The organism is Synechococcus sp. CBW1108, assembly GCF_015840335.1.
Taxonomy (GTDB): Bacteria; Cyanobacteriota; Cyanobacteriia; order PCC-6307; family Cyanobiaceae; genus Cyanobium_A.
Genome location: NZ_CP060395.1, coordinates 2,021,923 through 2,037,645, shown reverse-complemented (window position 1 = coordinate 2,037,645; position 15,723 = coordinate 2,021,923). Strand labels below are relative to the sequence as shown.

Genomic DNA, 15,723 nt, shown 5'->3' with positions numbered 1-15,723 from the left:
GTGTGTGTGAGGGTGTCTCCCCCCGGCGAAAAGCGTTACAGCGTTACAGCGGCTGGGATCGCCTGCGCCGCAGTCGATCTGGGCATAACGGTGGGGTGTTGCGGGGTGTCATGACTGTGACGTTGAACCTCAGAGAACCGCCAGTGGAATCGCCACCGCCCGCGTGACCATGCCGGCGCCGCAGAAGCGCACTGGCCCGCGGCGTTGAGCACCAGACAGGCGCAACAGCACCACCGCCCAGCCGTGAGCCCAGGCCGTCTCCCGCAAGATCTGGGCGATCGGTTCGGCCGTGTTGCTCACCAGCAGATGGGGCGACTCCAGCCGCAATCCCTGGCGGGCCAGGGCCTGCCCAGCCAGCTCGGCGCTGATCTCCAGGTCATGGGTCTGGTGGGCAGCCAGCTCCACCAGTTCGCCAATCGTGCGGGTGACGCTGCGATCGGGGCACTCCACCCGCAACTGGTGCTGGAGGATCGTCTGGATGCAGCGCTGCTCATCGCTGAGCTCGGTGCTCTGGCTGTAGCTCTCCCAGTCGTGGCAGGCGATGCACTGCTCGGCCTCCTCCTGGGTGGGGACGACATCGCTGAGCAGCGACCAGGCGCCGGCCATCAAGGTGCCGTACTGATCGCCCAGGCGCTGGGAGTCGAAGTGCCGCGCCGCCGCGCGGGTGAACACGCCTTCCGCCTGACGGATCATCGGGATCAGGCCCACGGTGCGGGCGATCAGGCGGCGCCCCAACTCGGGTGAGATGTGGCGGTCCAGGTCTCGATCCAGCAAGGCCCAGTGCACCTCCCGCTCGCCCTTGGGCAGCTCGGCGGGGTTGCGCAGGGTGAGCTGGGCAAAGCGGCTGCGGTCCGCCCCCTGCTTGAGGGCGGTGGCGATGGAGCTGAGCAGAAACATCGAGCGCACCCGGTAGCGACTCACCTCACCGCTCGGAGAGCCCTTGAGCAGGGCCGCCCCGCTCTCGCTGCTGGCCACCCGCGCCAGCGCCAGGATCCCCTGCATCCGCTGCTGATCCGGCCGCTCGTTGCTCTCAGCCTCGTCAAACACCACCGGCATGGCGTCGGAGCAGATCGACTGGCGCACCGCGGCTTCTGTGGTCGAGCCACTCACCGGCAGGGCAAAGTCGCCCAGCAGGGGGGTGATGTAGCGCTCGAGGATCGCGCTCTTGCCGGAGCCCGCACCGCCGGTGAGCCACACATGGGGCCGCCAGCGCAGCGAGCCGCAGATCGGCCCCAGCACCACCCAGCCCACGAGCAGGGTGCCGGAGGCGGGCACATCCCAGTGGAAGCGGTTGGCGATGCTCACGATCACCGCCGCCTCCTTCACCGAGAGGGGTTCCACATCGCCTGGCCCATCGAGGCGCGGCATGCGCTGGTAGACGTAGCGGGAGCGAAAGGGCGTGGTGATCAGGTGCTCCCCCTCGGGGGTGACGAGCCGATCACCCAGGTGCAGCAGCGGGCGGCCGTCATCCCACCAAGCCCCGCGGCCGCGGATGCGATCGGGCGTGAACAGGCCGGCAGCGATCGAGCGCTCGTAGAGGTCACTGGCCACCGCCGACCAGTTCACGCCGGTGCGGCTGGGGTAGAGGGTCTCCCAGTGGGCCAGGGGCGCCAGGGCCACCAGATGGGTGGCGGTGTGGGCCGAACGGCTCAACCGCAGCACCTGCCCGGTGCGTCCGGAGCGGTAGTAGCTGGCCTCGCCGTCGTAGCCGAGGCACTGGAACGGCGCCCCGCCACCACCACCTGCCGGTGACTCAGCGGACGTGGGCGCCTGGTCTTCCGGGTCTGCTGCCCCTCCCGGCCTTGCTTCATCTGCCGGCAGGGGCTGCAGCCACTGCTGCAGAAGATCGGCAGCTTCCGCTGTGCTCCAGTCGGCATCGGCCAGATCCCATCCCTGCGGCAGGTCTGCCGGAGGGTCTACCAGCTGCACAGAGCAGTCCTGCTCGCGCAACAGTGCAGCCAGCCGCCCCATGGCCTTGCGGCCTGGCGCGTCGGCATCGGGCCAGAGCGTCACCGACCGCCCCGCAATCGGCTGCCAATCGGCCTTGGCGATGGCATTGGTGCCGTTGGCCCAGCTGATCACCACGTGATCGGGGAACAGCAGCGCGGCCGCATCCGCCGTGCCCTCCCCCTCCACCACCAACACCTGAGCCTCTGGGAGTTGGGCCAGCCCCGGCAGGCCATAGAGGGGCCGAGGCGCCGGCCACTCGCAGGAGAAGGGATCGCGGCGGCTGGGGCGGTGCCAGCCGCCATCGAGCCAGACCCGATGCAGAAAGCCCTTGCGGCCGCTGCGGCCAGGGCAGAGCCGCTGAATCCAGAACAGCTGGGCGCCGCTGGCGTCGCGATAGCACCACTGGGCGATCGCACCCCGCTCCAGCTCTGGTGGCGCGGCGTCAGCAGGCGGCACCTCAGGCTGACGCCAGGGCCGACTGGCGTGGCCGGGAAGTCCTAGGGCCGCAGGGACCTTGCCTCCGCTGCCGTTGCCGCTGGACACCGGCTGGGGCCGATGCCGGCCATTCCCTTGCGCCTCCAGACCGAGATAGCGCTCCACCTCCTCGCAGGCCTGGCGGAAGCTCCAGCGGCGCACCCGCATCAGCAGGTCTATGCCTGTCCCACCACCGCCGAGGTGGTCCTTGCCGCCGCACTGGTTGCAGAACCAGGAGCCGTTGCCATCCCGGTCGTCAAAGCGGTACCGGTCCCTCCCCCCGCAGGCGGGGCAGGGCTGGTGGCGGTTGCTGAGCTGCTCGACAGGCAGCCCTGCCAACACCTCGAGGATGTCCCGCCAGCGGCCATTGGCCGCAGTCATCACGTCGGTTGTCATGGCTGTCGCTGCGGCTCAACGACGCTCAGCGGTTGCCACAAGCGCAGGCCCCGGCACGGCCGAGCCGGCCTGTTCTGCCGCGATCGCCGCGTCGATCACCTGGCGGAGCACCGCCGAGCGACTGAGGGTTCCGTGCAAGCGGCGCTGGTCAAGCCAAGCCAGCTGCGCCTCGGTGATGGAGACGCTCAGCGGCGGCGCGAAGGAGGCCATGGATGCCTGACGTTCTGAGCACAGCCTAAGCACACCCGGCAAGGCTTGATAAGTTGAACATTGCTGAGACCTCCAGCTCAGTGCAAAGCCGCCGCCTTGTCCATGGCCCCGATCGTCCTGCGCGACTACCAGCAGCAGCTGCTGGCCGACCTCCGCGCCGCCCTCAAGGTCCACCGCCGGGTCTGCGCCGTTATGCCCACCGGTGCGGGCAAGGGACAGACGATCGGCGCGATCGTGCAGGGGGCAGCCGGCAAGGGCCGGCGCGTGCTGGTGCTGGCCCACCGGGCCGAGCTGATCGACCAGCTCACCGGCACGGTGCGGGCCTGGGGCCTGGAGCCCGACGTGATTGCCCCCGGCCACCAGCTGCAGGGCCGCCAGGTTGCTGTGGGCTCAGTGCAGACCGTGGTCCGGCGGCTCGCGCTGCTGGCGGCGCCGGATCTGATCATTCAGGACGAGGCCCACCACCTGGTGGCCGGCAATGTCTGGGGCCGGGTCATCAACGCCTGGCCCCAGGCCCACCTGATCGGCAAGAGCGCCACCCCGGAACGCCTCGACGGCAAGGGTCTGGGCGTGGAAGCCGGCGGCTATTTCGAGGCCCTGGTGCTGGGGCCTTCAGCAGCCTGGCTGGTGGAGCAGGGCTGGCTGGCCAGGCCACGGGTCTTCTCCTGGCCAGGAGCGCGCAACAGCAAACTCCGGCGCCGCATGGGCGACTTCGATCTGGAGGAGGCAGCACGCGCCTTTGGGGACCGGGCCGCAATCGGCGATGCCGTCTCCCACTACCGCCGCCGGCTGCGCCCTGGCACAGCGATCTGCTTTTGCTGCACGACCTGTCACGCCGAGCAGATGGCCGCGGCTTTCCGCAGTGCAGGAATTCGCGCTGCGTCAGTGAGCGGCAGCACCCCTGCTGAGGAGCGCAAACGCCTGATCGCTGGCCTCGGCACCGGCGAGGTGGAGGTCCTCAGCAGCTGCATGATCATTTCCGAGGGCACCGACATCCCCTCCGTCGGCGGCGCGATCCTGATGCGCCCCACCGCCAGCCTGTCGCTGTACTTGCAGATGGTCGGCCGGGCCCTGCGGCCTGCACCGGGAAAGAGCGAGGCGGTGATCCTCGATCACGTCGGCAACGCCCACCGCCACGGCCTACCGACCGATGAGCGCGAGTGGAACCTGGCCGGCCGCCGCAGGCGCGAGGGGGTCTCGATTCCGATCAAGGATTGCCCGGTCTGCTTCTGCAGCTGTACCAGCGCGGCTCAGGTTTGCCCCGACTGCGGCCATCTGTTCCTGACCGACGAGCGCGATGAGCAACGCCGCGGGCTCCAGCACGTCGAGGGCGAACTGGTGGAAGTCACAGGTGCAGCTCGCCACCGGCCCAAGCCCAAGCAGCAACAGCAACGACCGCGGCGCACGCACCCGGCCGCTGGCTGCCGCACCTTCGAGGAGCTGCTGCAGCGCGAGCATGAGCGGGGCTACAAGCCCGGCTGGGCCCGGCACGTGTGGGCGGCACGGCAGCGCAGCGCTTAATCCCTGACTGGCCTGCCACCTGCTCCCAGGAGTTCAGCCTCCAGGCCCAGCTGTTGGGCCGCCGCGACAAACGGTGCGTCCAGGCTGCAGAGGGTGGCGCCACGGCCACTGGCGATCGCCAGGTGCAGAGCATCCGCAGCGCGCAAGCTCGTGCTCCAGCCGCGCAGGCAGGCGTTGGCATTGCGGAAGTCCTGCGGCTCCAGCTCCAGCACCAGCAGACCCGGCGCCAGGCTGCGCTCAAAGCCCTGCAGCACCGTTTCGGCCTGCGCGTGGCTCAGGGCTTTGGTTCGCACCTTCAGGCCGAGGGCGGAATGGAGCTCGGTGACGCTCCAGGAGCTGATCGCCAGCGGTGCACTGGCCTCCTCCAGAAACGCCGCCGCGACGGAGGAGTGCACTTCTGGCATCAGCACCGCCAGCAGTACGCAGGTGTCGATGTAGAGCATCAGGGGCGGGAGTCGTCCCGGAGTGCCCGCATGGTCTCCACACCGCTGGCCTGCTGCTCTGGCAACGCTTCTCGCAGAGCGGCGAGCTGGGGCAGCAGATCGCGCACGCTGCAGCGCGGCACCAGCTCGGCGATGGGCTTGCCGCGGCGGGTGATCACCACGGCCTCGCCGGCCTCCACCGCATCCAGCAGGCTGGAGAGCTGGGTCTTGGCTTCCGCCACCGTCACCTCCACCATGGCCGTTGACCATCTAGATGACCAACTCTAGGCCGGGTGTGCGGCACAGAGGCAGGGGGCGCGGCCTCCTCCCAGCGAGCACGACAACCAGCCATCGACTCAGCCGCTCGTCAGCACAGCACTTGATCCGTACTGGGATGGCTACGCGCGGTCAGAGGCCTTAGCACTGACAGCATTGCCGTAAGCGCAAGCGAGAGTCATCCATGACCAGGCTCACGATCCGCAACCTCAACGAGCACACCAAGGAGCAACTGCGCATTCAGGCCACCCGCCATGGACGATCCATGGAGGAGGAAGCCCGCACGATCCTCCGCTCCGCCCTCGAAGCCCGGCAGCCCGTTGCTGGTGGCCAGGGCCTGGGCAGTCGCATCCATGCACACTTCGCCCTGCTCGGCGGCGTGGAGCTGGAGCTGACTGAGCCCTCCTCCTCGCCAACCCTTTAACCGCCGGCGATGCCCTGCAGATCCTTGAGCAGCACGAACAGGTGCAGCGGGTCAGTGGGCGAGGGCCGGAAGCCGAAATGCTCGTAGAACGCTCGGGCCCGTTCATCTTTGGCATGCACCGCCAAGGCGCGGATGCCGGCGATCTCGGCCGCCGCCAGCGTCCGACCGATCGCGTCTTTCAGCAGGGCGGCCCCATGGCCCTTCCCCTGGTGCGCAACCGCCACGGCCAGCCGGGCCAGCACCATCAGCGGGATCGGATGCCGCGCCAACCCCTTGCCAATCCGCTCGGGTGCCTGCTCTGGGCTCACCTCACCCACCACCAGGGTATGGAAGCCAACGACGACGTCGCCATCCAGCGCCACGTAGCTCCGGCTGGCCCGCGCTCGTTGATTTGCCAGAGCGAAGCGGACCAGGAAGCGGTTCAGGGGTTCCTCGCCACAATCAAAAGCCTCCACGGCATGGCTGGCCTGGAGCGGTTCAATCCGGTAGCCGCTCACCCGGCGCCACCGGCAGGCGGCTGTTCCGCAACACACCGCTCCAGCACGCTCGGCTCCTGCAGCAGCCGCACCAGCCGCGGATGCACCCGGGGTGGAGCGTCCAGGGCAGCCACGAAGGCCTGCCACTGCTCCCCATCCAGCTGGAAGCTCTGGCGATCGGCCAGGGTTTCAGCCGCGCTGGCCAGGGCGCTCTCCAACACAAACTCGCTCACGCTGCGCTGGGCTGCCGCGGCTGCCCGCTGCAGGGTCTGCTTGGCACCTGGCGTCAGCCGCAGGTCGAGCTTCTCGCTTCTCGAAGGGGATGACGTCATCACGGCACCGTCTTTCGCCACCTTAGCCCCACCTGCCAGACAATGTCATGACAGCTCTGCAGGTCGTCAGCAGCAATACGCTTTCACGGATTGGCAGCAGGAGCGCCATGGCCTGCGTTTCAGCCACTGAAGCCCGCAAGCGGCTCCACGCCCTGATTGACGAGGTGGGGCAGTCCCATGAGCCGGTGCTGATCATTGGGAAGCAGGGCAACGCTGTTCTGCTGGGGGAAGATCACTGGCGCGCAATCTGGGAGACCCTGCATCTGGTCTCGATTCCTGGGATGCGCACGTCGATCCTCGATGGCATGGCCACCGAGGTGACTGAGTTGAGCCCAGAAGCGCTCTGGTGAGCACTGCCTACAGCAGCTGGCTGGCTGACCGAGCTATTGCCCGCCGAAGCAATTCAGCGAATACCTGTCACGTATTGGCAAAACAGCCAATACCTACCAGTCGCTGACAACCAGCCCGGCAACAGGAGGCATGGCCTCCTCCTCCCCCAGCGAACACGAGATCCAGCAGCGCATCCGCCTGGCCTGCGGCCGCGGAGCGGTGCGGCTCTGGCGCAACAACACCGGCGCCCTGGTTGACCAGCAGGGGCGCTTCGTGCGCTTCGGGCTGTGCAAGGGCAGCAGCGACCTGATCGGTCTGCGCTCCCTGGAAATCACCCCCGAGCTGGTCGGCCAGCGGCTGGCACAGTTCGTGGCCCTTGAGGTCAAGGCAGCCCAGGGCGTGCTCAGCCCGGAGCAGCGGGCCTTCCTGCGGCTGGTGCAGCAGCTCGGCGGCGTGGCCGCGGCCTGCCGCTCTGTGGAGGAAGCCGAGCAGTTGCTTGCCGTGCCGAGGCAAGTGCCGCTGGGACACTGATGGATCCGGCAGAAGTGCAGCAGCGGCTGAAGCGTCTCGCGCAGGCCCACCCCGGCGAGCACCCCTACACGCTTGCTCTGAGATTGCAGGCAGAGACAGGGAAGATCATCACTGGGCAGCTTGCCAAGCAGATCCTGCAGAGGCTCGGACAAGGTCAGACCTGATATGCCAGTACGTGTCAGGAGGTGACTAGGAGTGCCAAGTTTGCCGTATGGTTCGGGAAATCCCATTCAGGATCCTGAACGTGGCCATCACCTACGCGGAGCTGCTTGAGCGCCAGAAGGAGAACCGCGCAGCGTTCGGTCGGATGCTGCTGAATTGGCGAAGAACCAACGGCTGGACCCAGTACACCGCCTGCAGCTGGGCGGAGGAGGCCGGGTTCGAGGCGATCTCCTACGGCAACCTCTCGGTGATCGAGCAGGGCAAGGCCGGCGAGCTGCGCCAGAAAGCCTTCTGGCAGCTGGGTGAGATCAATCGCCGCATCGCCGAGAAGGACTGGGGCCCGGTCAAGAGCCAGGCGATCAAGGAAAAGCTCGAGGGCGCCATCCCGCTGGGTGACGACGACTGCCCGGCCTGGACGCCGCTGGAGCTCTGGGCCTGCTACTGCGGCCTGAGGGAGGTGCCGGAGGCCTTCCGCACCACTCCGGCGCCGACCGTTGGTCAGCGCAAGGCCACGGAGCTCTCCACCAAGTGGCGCAACCAGATGCGCCGGGTTGTCGACGAATACGGCCTTGAGCCCAGCGACGCCCTCAACTCCCTGGCGGTCGAGGCCAGCGAAGAGCACCGCAAGCGCTTCTTCGCCGTGCTCACAGGCTTCGGGGACTACAAGCCGGAGGAGCTGGCCCCGCTGTGGATCGAGGGCGACCTGTACCTGCCCAAGCGCTGGCTGGACCAGTGGGAGGCGGCCAACAGGAAGGGCAGCAAGCCCAGCGGGCGCAAAGGCAAGAAGCCAGTCACAGCGTGATGATTAGGAATTAACAGCCGCTGTGAGTGTGGCTATCAGTGAACAGTGCTAATTTTCGGATCAGCGGGCAACCGCCCGATTCGATCCGCCATGGTTCCACCATCCAGGCCCGCGATCGCCGAGCCCCTGCCGGCTGACCTGGGCCACGCCACCCCCGAGCAACAGCTCACCCATGCCCTGGCCAGCTTCCAGGCCGAGGTGTCCCCCATCACCGCTGCTGATCTGGCGGAGGTAGTGCACTCAGCCCGCCCCGCCTTCCGCAGCGGCATCGGCTGGTCCGCCCAACTGCGTGAGCAGCAAGGGCGCTCCAGGCTGCAGGTCACGGTGATGCATGTCGCCGGGGCCGAGCTCTGCAGTGAGTCCTGGGCAGATGAGGCCAGCGATCTGGCCGAAACCACCGGCCTGATGCTGGCGATGCTGCTGGGCATTCCTGTGTCTTCACAGGCTCGGGCTGTACAGCCCAATGCAGACACGGAAGAGCAGGCAACTGGAGAGCCTGATGTGGCTCTTGCACAGCAGGCTTGCCCAGATCGGCAAGCCAACGATCCGTCTCCACAGGAGCCAGTCCCCCTGGCTGACTCCAGTGCTGATGGCAGTCCCGCAGACGGTGATCCAGGCCTCGCTCCCCTCACCCCTGAGGAGGTCAGCGAGGTTCACCGCCGCGTCCTCGAGCTGCCCCAGGCAAGCCGTCAGGAGCTGACCAAAGCCTTCCGCGAGCACTTCCAGGTGCCGCGCAATGCCCGCTCCATCGGTGATCGCATCACCCAGCGGCAGCACAGCGTCTTCATCGAGCTCTTTCTCGCAGAAGCGCAGGGCCAGGTGCAGGCGACAGCTCCAGCGCAGCCAGGCCCATGAGCGAGAGCCATCGCCCCCGGCCGCCACGTCGCTACGGAGAGCAGCCCCGCTCTCAGGCTGGTCGCCACTTCATCCAGACCCAGGTGCGCACCGATGTGTACCTGCGGATCCGCGAGGTGATGGAGCGCCACAACATCTCAGCCAGCGGAGCGGTGCATCACCTGCTGCGCGAGCGCTTTGGCCTGCCGCCCCTGCCTCCCTTCGATCAACACAAGATTTCCACCGATTCATCCCATGGCTAAGGACATCTTCCGCAAGCCCCTCGCTGAAGTGCGTTGGGCTCACCTGATCACCCCCAGGCATCAGCTCGACAAGAGCAAACCCAAGGCCTGGACGACCGACCTGCTGCTCCCCAACGGAGACGAGAAGGCCCAATCCTTCCTGCTGGCGATGGAGGATCAGTTCATCGCCCTGCACGGCAGCCGCAAGCGCCGCGCCGAGAAGGGCTTCCCCTGGAAGCCCGACAAGGAGAAGCCCAGCGAGATCACCGTGGTGCGCTTCAAGGTGCCGCAGTTTCAGCGGCGCGATGGCTCGCTGTCCGAGGGACCCCGCATTGTCGATGCCAAGAAGCAGCCCTGGGATGGCGCCGCCATCGGCAACGGCTCCAAGGTTGTGGTGGCCTTCGACATCTACGACTGGGACGGCGAGAACGGCTGCGGCATGACCTTCCAGCCGCGCGCCGTCCAGGTGGTCGAGTTCGTGCCCTACGAGCAGGTCGACCCCACCGACGGGTTTGAGGAGGTCGAGGGCTACACCACCTCCGGCGCTGGTGCCGGTGATTGGAGCACTGGCGCTGCCGACGAGGTCGAGGAGCTGTTCTGATGCCACTCGATCGCCAGGACCAGAACGCCGGGGCCTGGAGGGGCAGGCCCCTTCATCGGCCCGGTCCACAGCTGCCTGCCTTCTGCCGCACCCGCCGGCCCACCACCGTGGCCGTCACGGCCAGCAGCCTCGCCTCACTGCGCGCTCTGGTGCTGCTGGGGCTGGCATTTCAGCTCAGCACCCTGCTTCTCGTGCTCGCCGGCCCCGTGCCGCCGCGGCCCATGGCCAGCACCAACACCGTTTTCCGACCCGATGCCGGCGCTGACGCCGGTGAGGTTCCCCCCGTGACACCGCTTTCAGACCGATGAACACCACAACCACGTCGTCAAATCCCTTTTCTCCTCTCGTTTCGATGGACCACCCTGCTCTGGTCTCCCGCTCCTGGAACGGAACGCCAATCTCTCGGCGAACTGTCGACGGCTACGTCAATGCCACGGCCATGTGCAAGGCGAACAAGAAGAGGTGGTCTGACTACCGGGAATCGGACCGCTGCCAGCTCTACTTGGACGCTCTGTCCCAAACAACGGAAATTCCGGTGTTTGATCTGATCCAGTCCCGCCAGGGGCACGGTGGTGGTACCTGGGTCCATCCCCAGGTCGCGGTGGATCTGGCCCGCTGGATCAGCGCGCCGTTCGCGGTGTGGATGGACGGCTGGTTTCTGGAGAGCCTCCAGCAGGCTCACCCGGCGCCGGTGGAATCGCCCCCGCCCCGGCTGCGAGAGGTCGAGGTGATCGCGCTGGTGGAACGCAGCATCGGCCTGTTTGAGCAGCTGGGCGGCCTCGATCAACGCGACCAGCTCCTGTTCAAGGACATCGTGCGCAGCAACGTGCTCACCGCGAGCTCGGGACTGCTGCCCGGCGCCCCGACTGACCAAGAGCTCACCCTGGGAGATGCCTGGAGGGAGGTGTTCCAGCAAGCGCTGCCGCGCAACCAGTTCTGCGCTGCCGGCAAGCTCGTGGCCAGGGCCTACCGCGAAGAGTTCGGCGAAGAGCCCCCTTGCCGCCAGCAGTTCGTTGATGGGGCCCCGCGACAGGTCAAGAGCTACCGGCGCTCCTGGCTGATTGAGACCCTCAAGCGCTTCCGCGCCCAGCTGGCAGGGGGCTGATGGAGACGCCGACAACTTCATCGCGCCAGCGGGTCTGGGTCACAACGGCAGAAGCGTGCACAGCTCTGGGGATGAGCCGCGAAACCCTCCGCCAGCTGCGGCTGCGCGGGGTGCTCACCCCGGGCAAGCACTACCGCCGCTGGGGCTGCACTCAGGGCCGAGGCCCACTGCAGTGGCACCTCGAGAACGTCGAGGCCACCATCACAGGCTGGAGCAGGAAACATCTGCGCCTTTGATGCCTTATCTGCCCGATCGCGGGGGTGGCAGAGCACTCAGAGAGAGGAACAACCGCTCTGCTCGACCTGGCAGGGGCCGGAACCCCATCGACGCGTAGAAGCTGTGGAGGCGTGCGCGTTCCGCGTCTCCAGCGGCGCCCGCCACATCGAGCAACATCAGCCGCACCCCGAGGATCTGCCCCGCCCGCTGGCACTGCTGCATCGCATCCACCAGCAGGATGCGCCCCAACCCCTGGCCTTGGTGTCTCCCGTCGACAGCGAGGTGACTGAGAAAAACGCCTGGAATCAGATTCGAGCGTGGTGCCCGCGGGACAGCATCGGCAGGCACATCGGCCACGCCGATGGCATGGGCATTGATGGCGTAGAAGCCGAGACAGGCCCGAGGTTCTCCTGCCTGGGCGGTGTCAGTGGCGACGTAGAGCCGGGTGTAGCCATCACGCTGCTGGCGCTTGGCGGTGCGGCGCAGAAAGTTGTCCTGGCTGTCGCTGCCGCAGCGGAAGTCTTTGGTGTCGTGCAGGCCAGGGTCAAAGGCTTCGATCCGGTAAGCCACCGGTTCAGGAGCGCACGACCTGGTCCTGGTGCAGCCGCCAGGCTTCTAGCAGAGCGGGCGTTGGCGCGGTCTCTTCGTCGAGGGCGGCGAGCAGAGCCTGGTGATCGCCCTGGCTGAGCAGGGTCTGCTGCCTGCCACTGAGCAGCTCCTGGGCACGCGCATACGCCGACATGACCACGAAGGCGGAGGCCTCGATGCCCATCAGGTCAGCCGCGGCCTCAATGCTGGCCTTCACCGAGGGCTTGGTGCGCTGGTCCATCCGAGCCGAGCGGGGCTCGTCGATCGCTTCGATCGCCGCATGGAGCGCGGTCTCGACCGGTGACATGGCACCACAGAGAGCGACTTCATCATTGTACGGGGCATGGCCGTACATGTCCTCCATCTGGGATGGGCAGCCGCGTCGAGGTCAGCTCATACCCCATCGCCCGACTTGATTACCCATAAGCCTCCGCAACCCTGAGATCCCGCTCCGTGCAGGGCATGCAGCAACAGACCGCATTGGCAATGCGATCAGTCATCGCAACCATCGAGAAGCGCCGGTTGAACCGGAAGCAGAAGCCGCCCAGGTAGCGCCTGGCGTACTTGTCGAAATTGAAAGCGTGGAAGGTGCCGTTGAAGCCGGTCTTGAGGTTGCCCAGCACGGTGTTGATCCAACGGAACTGCGGCAAGTCGTTTGGGTGCTTCCCACCGGTGACGATGGCGTGATGGCTGCAGCCTGCCGTGGTCACGGCACGAAAGCAGGCCAGGCCATCGGAGAGCACCTGACTGCCGGGCGCCAGATGGCGCTTGGCCCACTCAGCGATGGCCTCTGAGCTGAAGCCACTCACGGCTGTGATCCTGGCGTGAATCAGCCGGCCCGCCTCATTCAAGGAGACGGCCGCGACGATGGGGATCTTGTTCTCTGAACCCCGACCTGCCTTGCCGCCCGGCAGTTCTCCGCCGAGGTAGGAATCATCGATCTGGACTTTTCCCCGCAGCAGGTAAGCCTCCTCCCGATCAGCCATCGCCCGCAGAATCTTGTGGTGCAGCAGCCAGGCGGTGTCGTAGTTCACGCCCAGGTGGCGGCTGAGCTCCAGCGAGGAGATCCCTGTTTTGGCCTGCCCGATCATGTAAAAGGCCAGAAACCAGGTGGTCAGAGGCAATTTCGTGGCCTGCATGATCGTGCCAGCCGTGAGCGTGGCCTGATGGCCGCAGCTGCGGCACTGATAGCGCTTGAGCCTGCGGCCATAGACCAGCCCATGCTCATGGCCATTGCAGCGGGGACAGCGGAACCCACCGGGCCAGCGCGCCTTCTCCAAAGCAGCCTCACATTGCACCTCGGTGCCGTAGAGCCGCTGGAAGTCAGGCAGTGAAAGGCCTTTCTGGAACTGGATGACGTTGCGCGCCATGACTGAACTGGTATGTGCGTACCAGTCTACGGCCCAGGCTCGCGGTGCGCGGAGCGAGCTGGGTAATCAAGTCGCCCGATAGCCCCGCAGCCTCCGCTCCCACATGCGTTGCGGCACCGGATGGCCGAGATCGAGCCAGTCGATGATGCGGACGCTGGTCTTGCCGCTCTGCTGCCGGTGCAGCCGGCCGGCGTATTGCTGCAGCGTGCCTTTCCACGACACGGGCATCGCCAGCAGCAGGGTGTCGAGCGGCGGATGGTCGAACCCTTCCCCCACCAGTCGCCCGGTGGCCAGCACGATGCGGGGCGCATCAGGAGCCAGCTGCTCCAGCGCGGCCAGGGTGGCGCTGCGCAGGCGTGCGCTCAGGCGACCATGCAGCAGAAACAGGTTTGGCACCTGCTCGGCCAGCGCGCGGGCGATCCCTGTGATGTGGTCCGTCCGCTCACTCAGCAGCAGCAGCTTGCGACCATCGCCCCAGCAAGTCAGCGCCGCCGCCACAATCTGATCGGTTCGGTGTTGGTCTTCCGCCAGCCGGCGCATCAGCTCCTGGATCGGCAGATCGGCCGGTAGTGCTGGGAGCTGATGGGTGCGGCTTACCAGTTCCAGGGTCTGGGGCGCCCCGGCAGGTCGCTGGGCGGTGTGGCGAATGGGGCCGCACTGCATGAACAGGATCGGCTGCAGGCCGTCGCGGCGCACCAGGGTGGCCGACAGGCCCAGCACGTGGCGGGCCTTCACCTGCCTGAGGATCGTTTCAAAGGAGGAGGCGGCGATGTGGTGGCACTCGTCGACGATCACCTGCCCGTAGCCCTGCACCACAGGGTTCACCTCTCCCTTCCGCACCAGCGACTGCATCACGGCGATGTCGAGCTGGCCGGTGGGCTTGGCTTTGCCTCCACCGATGCAACCGATCGCCTCAGGAGTGACATCCAGAAAGGATTGGAGCCGCTCCTGCCATTGGCGCAGCAACTCCGCCCGATGCACCAGCACCAGGGTGTTGACCCTGCGGCGCGCCAGGATCGCTGCTGCCACCACCGTTTTCCCGAAAGCCGTCGGTGCCTGCAGCACTCCGATGTCATGGCGCAGCATCGCTTCGACGGCGGCCTCCTGGTCAGCGCGCAGCTGGCCCGTGAACGCCATCTCCATCGGTGAGCCGTCCTGGCGTTCATCCACCAGCTCCCAGTTGATCCCCAACTCCTGCAGCAGGGTCTGCACGGGTTCGAGGCAGCCCCGCGGCAGGGCAATGTGCTGGGGAAAGTTCTCGGCGCAGCCGATCACCCGCGGTTTGTCCCACACCGACAGGCGCATCGCCTGGGCCTTGTAGAAGGCAGGGTTGGCGAAGGCGGCGAGGCGGATCAGGCGATTGAGCAGTGGCTGCGGCAGGCTCGAGCGCTCCACATAGAGGCGATCAGCCAGGGTGAGCGTGAGTGAGGTGGGCAGCGGTCCCCTGATCGCTGGAGCCGCCTGATGCGGTTTCCATGGGGTCGCCAGGTCCTCCTCGTCGATGAACGCCAGATCGAGAGGATGGGCACCGCCCGTGGCGCTCTGGATCAAGGTCTGCAGCCCTGCCACCGACAGCCTCTGCAGGGTTGCCAGATAGGCCCACTGATCGGGATAGGGCTTCAGGTCGTCATCCACAAACACGCTGCAACCCCGCTGCCGGGCTTCCTTCTGCAGCGGCAGGGCGATCAGGTTGCCGAAGCCCCCCTTCGGCATGGTGTCCTGATTGGGGAACAGCCGGTCGTAGGAGCTCAGCTGCAATTGGCGTGACGCAGCGCAGGTGTGACTGATCAGGGCGGCCCCGAGCTGGCGGGCCTCACGGGCCGGAACAGCCTCCTCAAAGAACACCCACACATGTGCCCCCTCCCCGGAGCGGGAGATCTCCAGGGCCGCCGGCACATCCAGATCCCGGCAGGAGCGCAGAAAGGCCCGGGCATCGTCACGCCAGTCCTGCTCGTCCAAGTCGACGGCCAGCAGGTGGCAGTGGTCGTTCTCCAGCAGGGGGTAGAGGCCGATGGTGTGGTCTCCGGCCAGATGGCCGTAGATCGCCGCATCGCTGAGCGGCAACAGCTCCCGGTGGCTGCAGTCGCGGCACGCCACACGAGGCTTCTCGCAGAGGCCTGGGCGCCACTCATTGGCGCAGGCCGGCGCATAGCCCGATCGCCCGCTGGTCCTGCTCTCCCAGCGCAGGGCGTAGATGTCATCACGACCGCGGAACAGACGCCGGTACAGGGCCACCTTCTGCTGCACTGAACCGGGGGCACTGCCAGCAGGCTGGGCTGAGTCCGGGGTTGGCTCCGATCTGGGTTGTTCGGTGGAGCGCCAGGCAATGCCGTGAGCCTCCAGCAGGGCAATCAGCCTGCTGTTCTCCAGGCGGAGCTGATCCAGCTCGGATGGCTTGGAGTCGGCCATGAGGAGAGGTCTCAGCGCTGGTCAACCTGGAGGTAGACAGCATTACGCCACT

The 15,723-nt window shown here is 67.0% G+C and carries 22 protein-coding genes; 12 read left to right on the top strand and 10 right to left on the bottom strand.

The window, feature by feature from the left end:
* Positions 1-129: 129 nt before the first annotated feature.
* Entirely contained in the window at positions 130-2,820 is a 2,691-nt protein-coding gene (locus H8F27_RS11090; RefSeq protein WP_197148142.1) for a primase-helicase zinc-binding domain-containing protein, read from the bottom strand.
* A gap of 15 nt (positions 2,821-2,835) precedes the next feature.
* Positions 2,836-3,030 carry a hypothetical protein gene (locus tag H8F27_RS11085; protein ID WP_197148141.1) on the bottom strand — a complete coding sequence of 65 codons (195 nt, stop codon included), beginning with the start codon at positions 3,028-3,030 and terminating at the stop codon, positions 2,836-2,838.
* A 102-nt stretch (positions 3,031-3,132) separates the two neighbouring features.
* Here H8F27_RS11085 and H8F27_RS11080 point away from each other — a divergent pair, with 102 nt between their 5' ends.
* Positions 3,133-4,551, top strand: a complete 1,419-nt coding sequence (locus H8F27_RS11080; protein WP_197148140.1) for a DEAD/DEAH box helicase — start codon at positions 3,133-3,135, stop codon at positions 4,549-4,551.
* Here the strand turns inward: H8F27_RS11080 and H8F27_RS11075 are convergent.
* Positions 4,548-4,994, bottom strand: a complete 447-nt coding sequence (locus H8F27_RS11075) for a type II toxin-antitoxin system VapC family toxin (RefSeq protein ID WP_197148139.1) — start codon at positions 4,992-4,994, stop codon at positions 4,548-4,550. The two genes, H8F27_RS11080 and H8F27_RS11075, sit on opposite strands and share 4 nt — an antisense overlap.
* A complete protein-coding gene (locus H8F27_RS11070; RefSeq protein WP_197148138.1) occupies positions 4,994-5,230 on the bottom strand; it encodes a type II toxin-antitoxin system Phd/YefM family antitoxin in 237 nt (78 codons plus the stop codon). The genes H8F27_RS11075 and H8F27_RS11070 overlap by 1 nt, the downstream gene beginning before the upstream one ends.
* Positions 5,231-5,433: 203 nt before the next feature.
* Between H8F27_RS11070 and H8F27_RS11065 the strand changes: the two genes are divergently transcribed.
* Positions 5,434-5,673, top strand: coding sequence for a plasmid stabilization protein (locus H8F27_RS11065; RefSeq protein ID WP_197148137.1), 240 nt, complete (start codon positions 5,434-5,436; stop codon positions 5,671-5,673).
* Here H8F27_RS11065 and H8F27_RS11060 read toward each other — a convergent pair.
* Entirely contained in the window at positions 5,670-6,170 is a 501-nt protein-coding gene (locus H8F27_RS11060) for a GNAT family N-acetyltransferase (protein ID WP_197148136.1), read from the bottom strand. The two genes, H8F27_RS11065 and H8F27_RS11060, sit on opposite strands and share 4 nt — an antisense overlap.
* Complete coding sequence (locus H8F27_RS11055; protein WP_197148135.1) at positions 6,167-6,481, bottom strand: DUF1778 domain-containing protein; 315 nt, start codon at positions 6,479-6,481, stop codon at positions 6,167-6,169. Before H8F27_RS11055 ends, H8F27_RS11060 begins: the two co-directional genes overlap by 4 nt.
* A gap of 107 nt (positions 6,482-6,588) precedes the next feature.
* Here H8F27_RS11055 and H8F27_RS11050 point away from each other — a divergent pair, with 107 nt between their 5' ends.
* From H8F27_RS11050 to H8F27_RS11005, 10 genes are all read left to right on the top strand, one after another.
* The gene (locus H8F27_RS11050) at positions 6,589-6,831 is read left to right on the top strand and encodes a type II toxin-antitoxin system Phd/YefM family antitoxin (protein WP_197148134.1); all 243 of its coding nucleotides are present in this window, start codon (positions 6,589-6,591) and stop codon (positions 6,829-6,831) included.
* A gap of 130 nt (positions 6,832-6,961) precedes the next feature.
* Positions 6,962-7,342 carry a VRR-NUC domain-containing protein gene (locus H8F27_RS11045; RefSeq protein ID WP_197148133.1) on the top strand — a complete coding sequence of 127 codons (381 nt, stop codon included), beginning with the start codon at positions 6,962-6,964 and terminating at the stop codon, positions 7,340-7,342.
* Entirely contained in the window at positions 7,342-7,506 is a 165-nt protein-coding gene (locus H8F27_RS11040; protein WP_197148132.1) for a hypothetical protein, read from the top strand. Before H8F27_RS11045 ends, H8F27_RS11040 begins: the two co-directional genes overlap by 1 nt.
* 80 nt (positions 7,507-7,586) lie before the next feature.
* Positions 7,587-8,306 (top strand): XRE family transcriptional regulator, encoded by a 720-nt coding sequence (locus H8F27_RS11035; RefSeq protein ID WP_197148131.1) that lies wholly within the window; start codon positions 7,587-7,589, stop codon positions 8,304-8,306.
* A 90-nt stretch (positions 8,307-8,396) separates the two neighbouring features.
* Positions 8,397-9,161, top strand: a complete 765-nt coding sequence (locus H8F27_RS11030) for a hypothetical protein (RefSeq protein WP_197148130.1) — start codon at positions 8,397-8,399, stop codon at positions 9,159-9,161.
* Complete coding sequence (locus H8F27_RS11025) at positions 9,158-9,403, top strand: hypothetical protein (protein WP_197148129.1); 246 nt, start codon at positions 9,158-9,160, stop codon at positions 9,401-9,403. Before H8F27_RS11030 ends, H8F27_RS11025 begins: the two co-directional genes overlap by 4 nt.
* Positions 9,396-9,983 (top strand): hypothetical protein, encoded by a 588-nt coding sequence (locus tag H8F27_RS11020; protein WP_197148128.1) that lies wholly within the window; start codon positions 9,396-9,398, stop codon positions 9,981-9,983. The genes H8F27_RS11025 and H8F27_RS11020 overlap by 8 nt, the downstream gene beginning before the upstream one ends.
* Positions 9,983-10,291: a hypothetical protein gene (locus H8F27_RS11015; RefSeq protein ID WP_197148127.1), complete on the top strand. Its 309-nt coding sequence runs from the start codon at positions 9,983-9,985 to the stop codon at positions 10,289-10,291. The genes H8F27_RS11020 and H8F27_RS11015 overlap by 1 nt, the downstream gene beginning before the upstream one ends.
* Positions 10,288-11,088, top strand: a complete 801-nt coding sequence (locus H8F27_RS11010) for a KilA-N domain-containing protein (protein ID WP_370594407.1) — start codon at positions 10,288-10,290, stop codon at positions 11,086-11,088. Before H8F27_RS11015 ends, H8F27_RS11010 begins: the two co-directional genes overlap by 4 nt.
* Positions 11,088-11,324, top strand: a complete 237-nt coding sequence (locus tag H8F27_RS11005; RefSeq protein WP_255517691.1) for a helix-turn-helix domain-containing protein — start codon at positions 11,088-11,090, stop codon at positions 11,322-11,324. Before H8F27_RS11010 ends, H8F27_RS11005 begins: the two co-directional genes overlap by 1 nt.
* A gap of 4 nt (positions 11,325-11,328) precedes the next feature.
* On the opposite strand, the gene H8F27_RS11000 is transcribed toward H8F27_RS11005, so the two are convergent.
* The 4 genes from H8F27_RS11000 to H8F27_RS10985 all read right to left on the bottom strand — a co-directional run bounded on the left by H8F27_RS11000 (position 11,329) and on the right by H8F27_RS10985 (position 15,671).
* A complete protein-coding gene (locus H8F27_RS11000) occupies positions 11,329-11,874 on the bottom strand; it encodes a GNAT family N-acetyltransferase (RefSeq protein WP_197148124.1) in 546 nt (181 codons plus the stop codon).
* A gap of 4 nt (positions 11,875-11,878) precedes the next feature.
* Positions 11,879-12,199 (bottom strand): DUF1778 domain-containing protein, encoded by a 321-nt coding sequence (locus H8F27_RS10995; RefSeq protein WP_197148123.1) that lies wholly within the window; start codon positions 12,197-12,199, stop codon positions 11,879-11,881.
* Between the two features lie 109 nt (positions 12,200-12,308).
* Entirely contained in the window at positions 12,309-13,262 is a 954-nt protein-coding gene (locus H8F27_RS10990; protein WP_197147974.1) for an IS1595 family transposase, read from the bottom strand.
* A gap of 66 nt (positions 13,263-13,328) precedes the next feature.
* Complete coding sequence (locus tag H8F27_RS10985; protein ID WP_231596214.1) at positions 13,329-15,671, bottom strand: DEAD/DEAH box helicase family protein; 2,343 nt, start codon at positions 15,669-15,671, stop codon at positions 13,329-13,331.
* Between the last annotated feature and the right edge of the window lie 52 nt (positions 15,672-15,723).

Excerpts from the sequence above, each read along its gene's own strand:
- H8F27_RS11090 (WP_197148142.1), bottom strand. The coding sequence starts at position 2,820 with ATGACAACCGACGTGATGACTGCGGCCAATGGCCGCTGGCGGGACATC.
- H8F27_RS11085 (WP_197148141.1), bottom strand. The coding sequence starts at position 3,030 with ATGGCCTCCTTCGCGCCGCCGCTGAGCGTCTCCATCACCGAGGCGCAG.
- H8F27_RS11080 (WP_197148140.1), top strand. The coding sequence starts at position 3,133 with ATGGCCCCGATCGTCCTGCGCGACTACCAGCAGCAGCTGCTGGCCGAC.
- H8F27_RS11075 (WP_197148139.1), bottom strand. The coding sequence starts at position 4,994 with ATGCTCTACATCGACACCTGCGTACTGCTGGCGGTGCTGATGCCAGAA.
- H8F27_RS11070 (WP_197148138.1), bottom strand. The coding sequence starts at position 5,230 with ATGGTGGAGGTGACGGTGGCGGAAGCCAAGACCCAGCTCTCCAGCCTG.
- H8F27_RS11065 (WP_197148137.1), top strand. The coding sequence starts at position 5,434 with ATGACCAGGCTCACGATCCGCAACCTCAACGAGCACACCAAGGAGCAA.
- H8F27_RS11055 (WP_197148135.1), bottom strand. The coding sequence starts at position 6,481 with ATGACGTCATCCCCTTCGAGAAGCGAGAAGCTCGACCTGCGGCTGACG.
- H8F27_RS11050 (WP_197148134.1), top strand. The coding sequence starts at position 6,589 with ATGGCCTGCGTTTCAGCCACTGAAGCCCGCAAGCGGCTCCACGCCCTG.
- H8F27_RS11045 (WP_197148133.1), top strand. The coding sequence starts at position 6,962 with ATGGCCTCCTCCTCCCCCAGCGAACACGAGATCCAGCAGCGCATCCGC.
- H8F27_RS11040 (WP_197148132.1), top strand. The coding sequence starts at position 7,342 with ATGGATCCGGCAGAAGTGCAGCAGCGGCTGAAGCGTCTCGCGCAGGCC.
- H8F27_RS11030 (WP_197148130.1), top strand. The coding sequence starts at position 8,397 with ATGGTTCCACCATCCAGGCCCGCGATCGCCGAGCCCCTGCCGGCTGAC.
- H8F27_RS11025 (WP_197148129.1), top strand. The coding sequence starts at position 9,158 with ATGAGCGAGAGCCATCGCCCCCGGCCGCCACGTCGCTACGGAGAGCAG.
- H8F27_RS11020 (WP_197148128.1), top strand. The coding sequence starts at position 9,396 with ATGGCTAAGGACATCTTCCGCAAGCCCCTCGCTGAAGTGCGTTGGGCT.
- H8F27_RS11015 (WP_197148127.1), top strand. The coding sequence starts at position 9,983 with ATGCCACTCGATCGCCAGGACCAGAACGCCGGGGCCTGGAGGGGCAGG.
- H8F27_RS11010 (WP_370594407.1), top strand. The coding sequence starts at position 10,288 with ATGAACACCACAACCACGTCGTCAAATCCCTTTTCTCCTCTCGTTTCG.
- H8F27_RS11005 (WP_255517691.1), top strand. The coding sequence starts at position 11,088 with ATGGAGACGCCGACAACTTCATCGCGCCAGCGGGTCTGGGTCACAACG.
- H8F27_RS10995 (WP_197148123.1), bottom strand. The coding sequence starts at position 12,199 with ATGTCACCGGTCGAGACCGCGCTCCATGCGGCGATCGAAGCGATCGAC.
- H8F27_RS10990 (WP_197147974.1), bottom strand. The coding sequence starts at position 13,262 with ATGGCGCGCAACGTCATCCAGTTCCAGAAAGGCCTTTCACTGCCTGAC.
- H8F27_RS10985 (WP_231596214.1), bottom strand. The coding sequence starts at position 15,671 with ATGGCCGACTCCAAGCCATCCGAGCTGGATCAGCTCCGCCTGGAGAAC.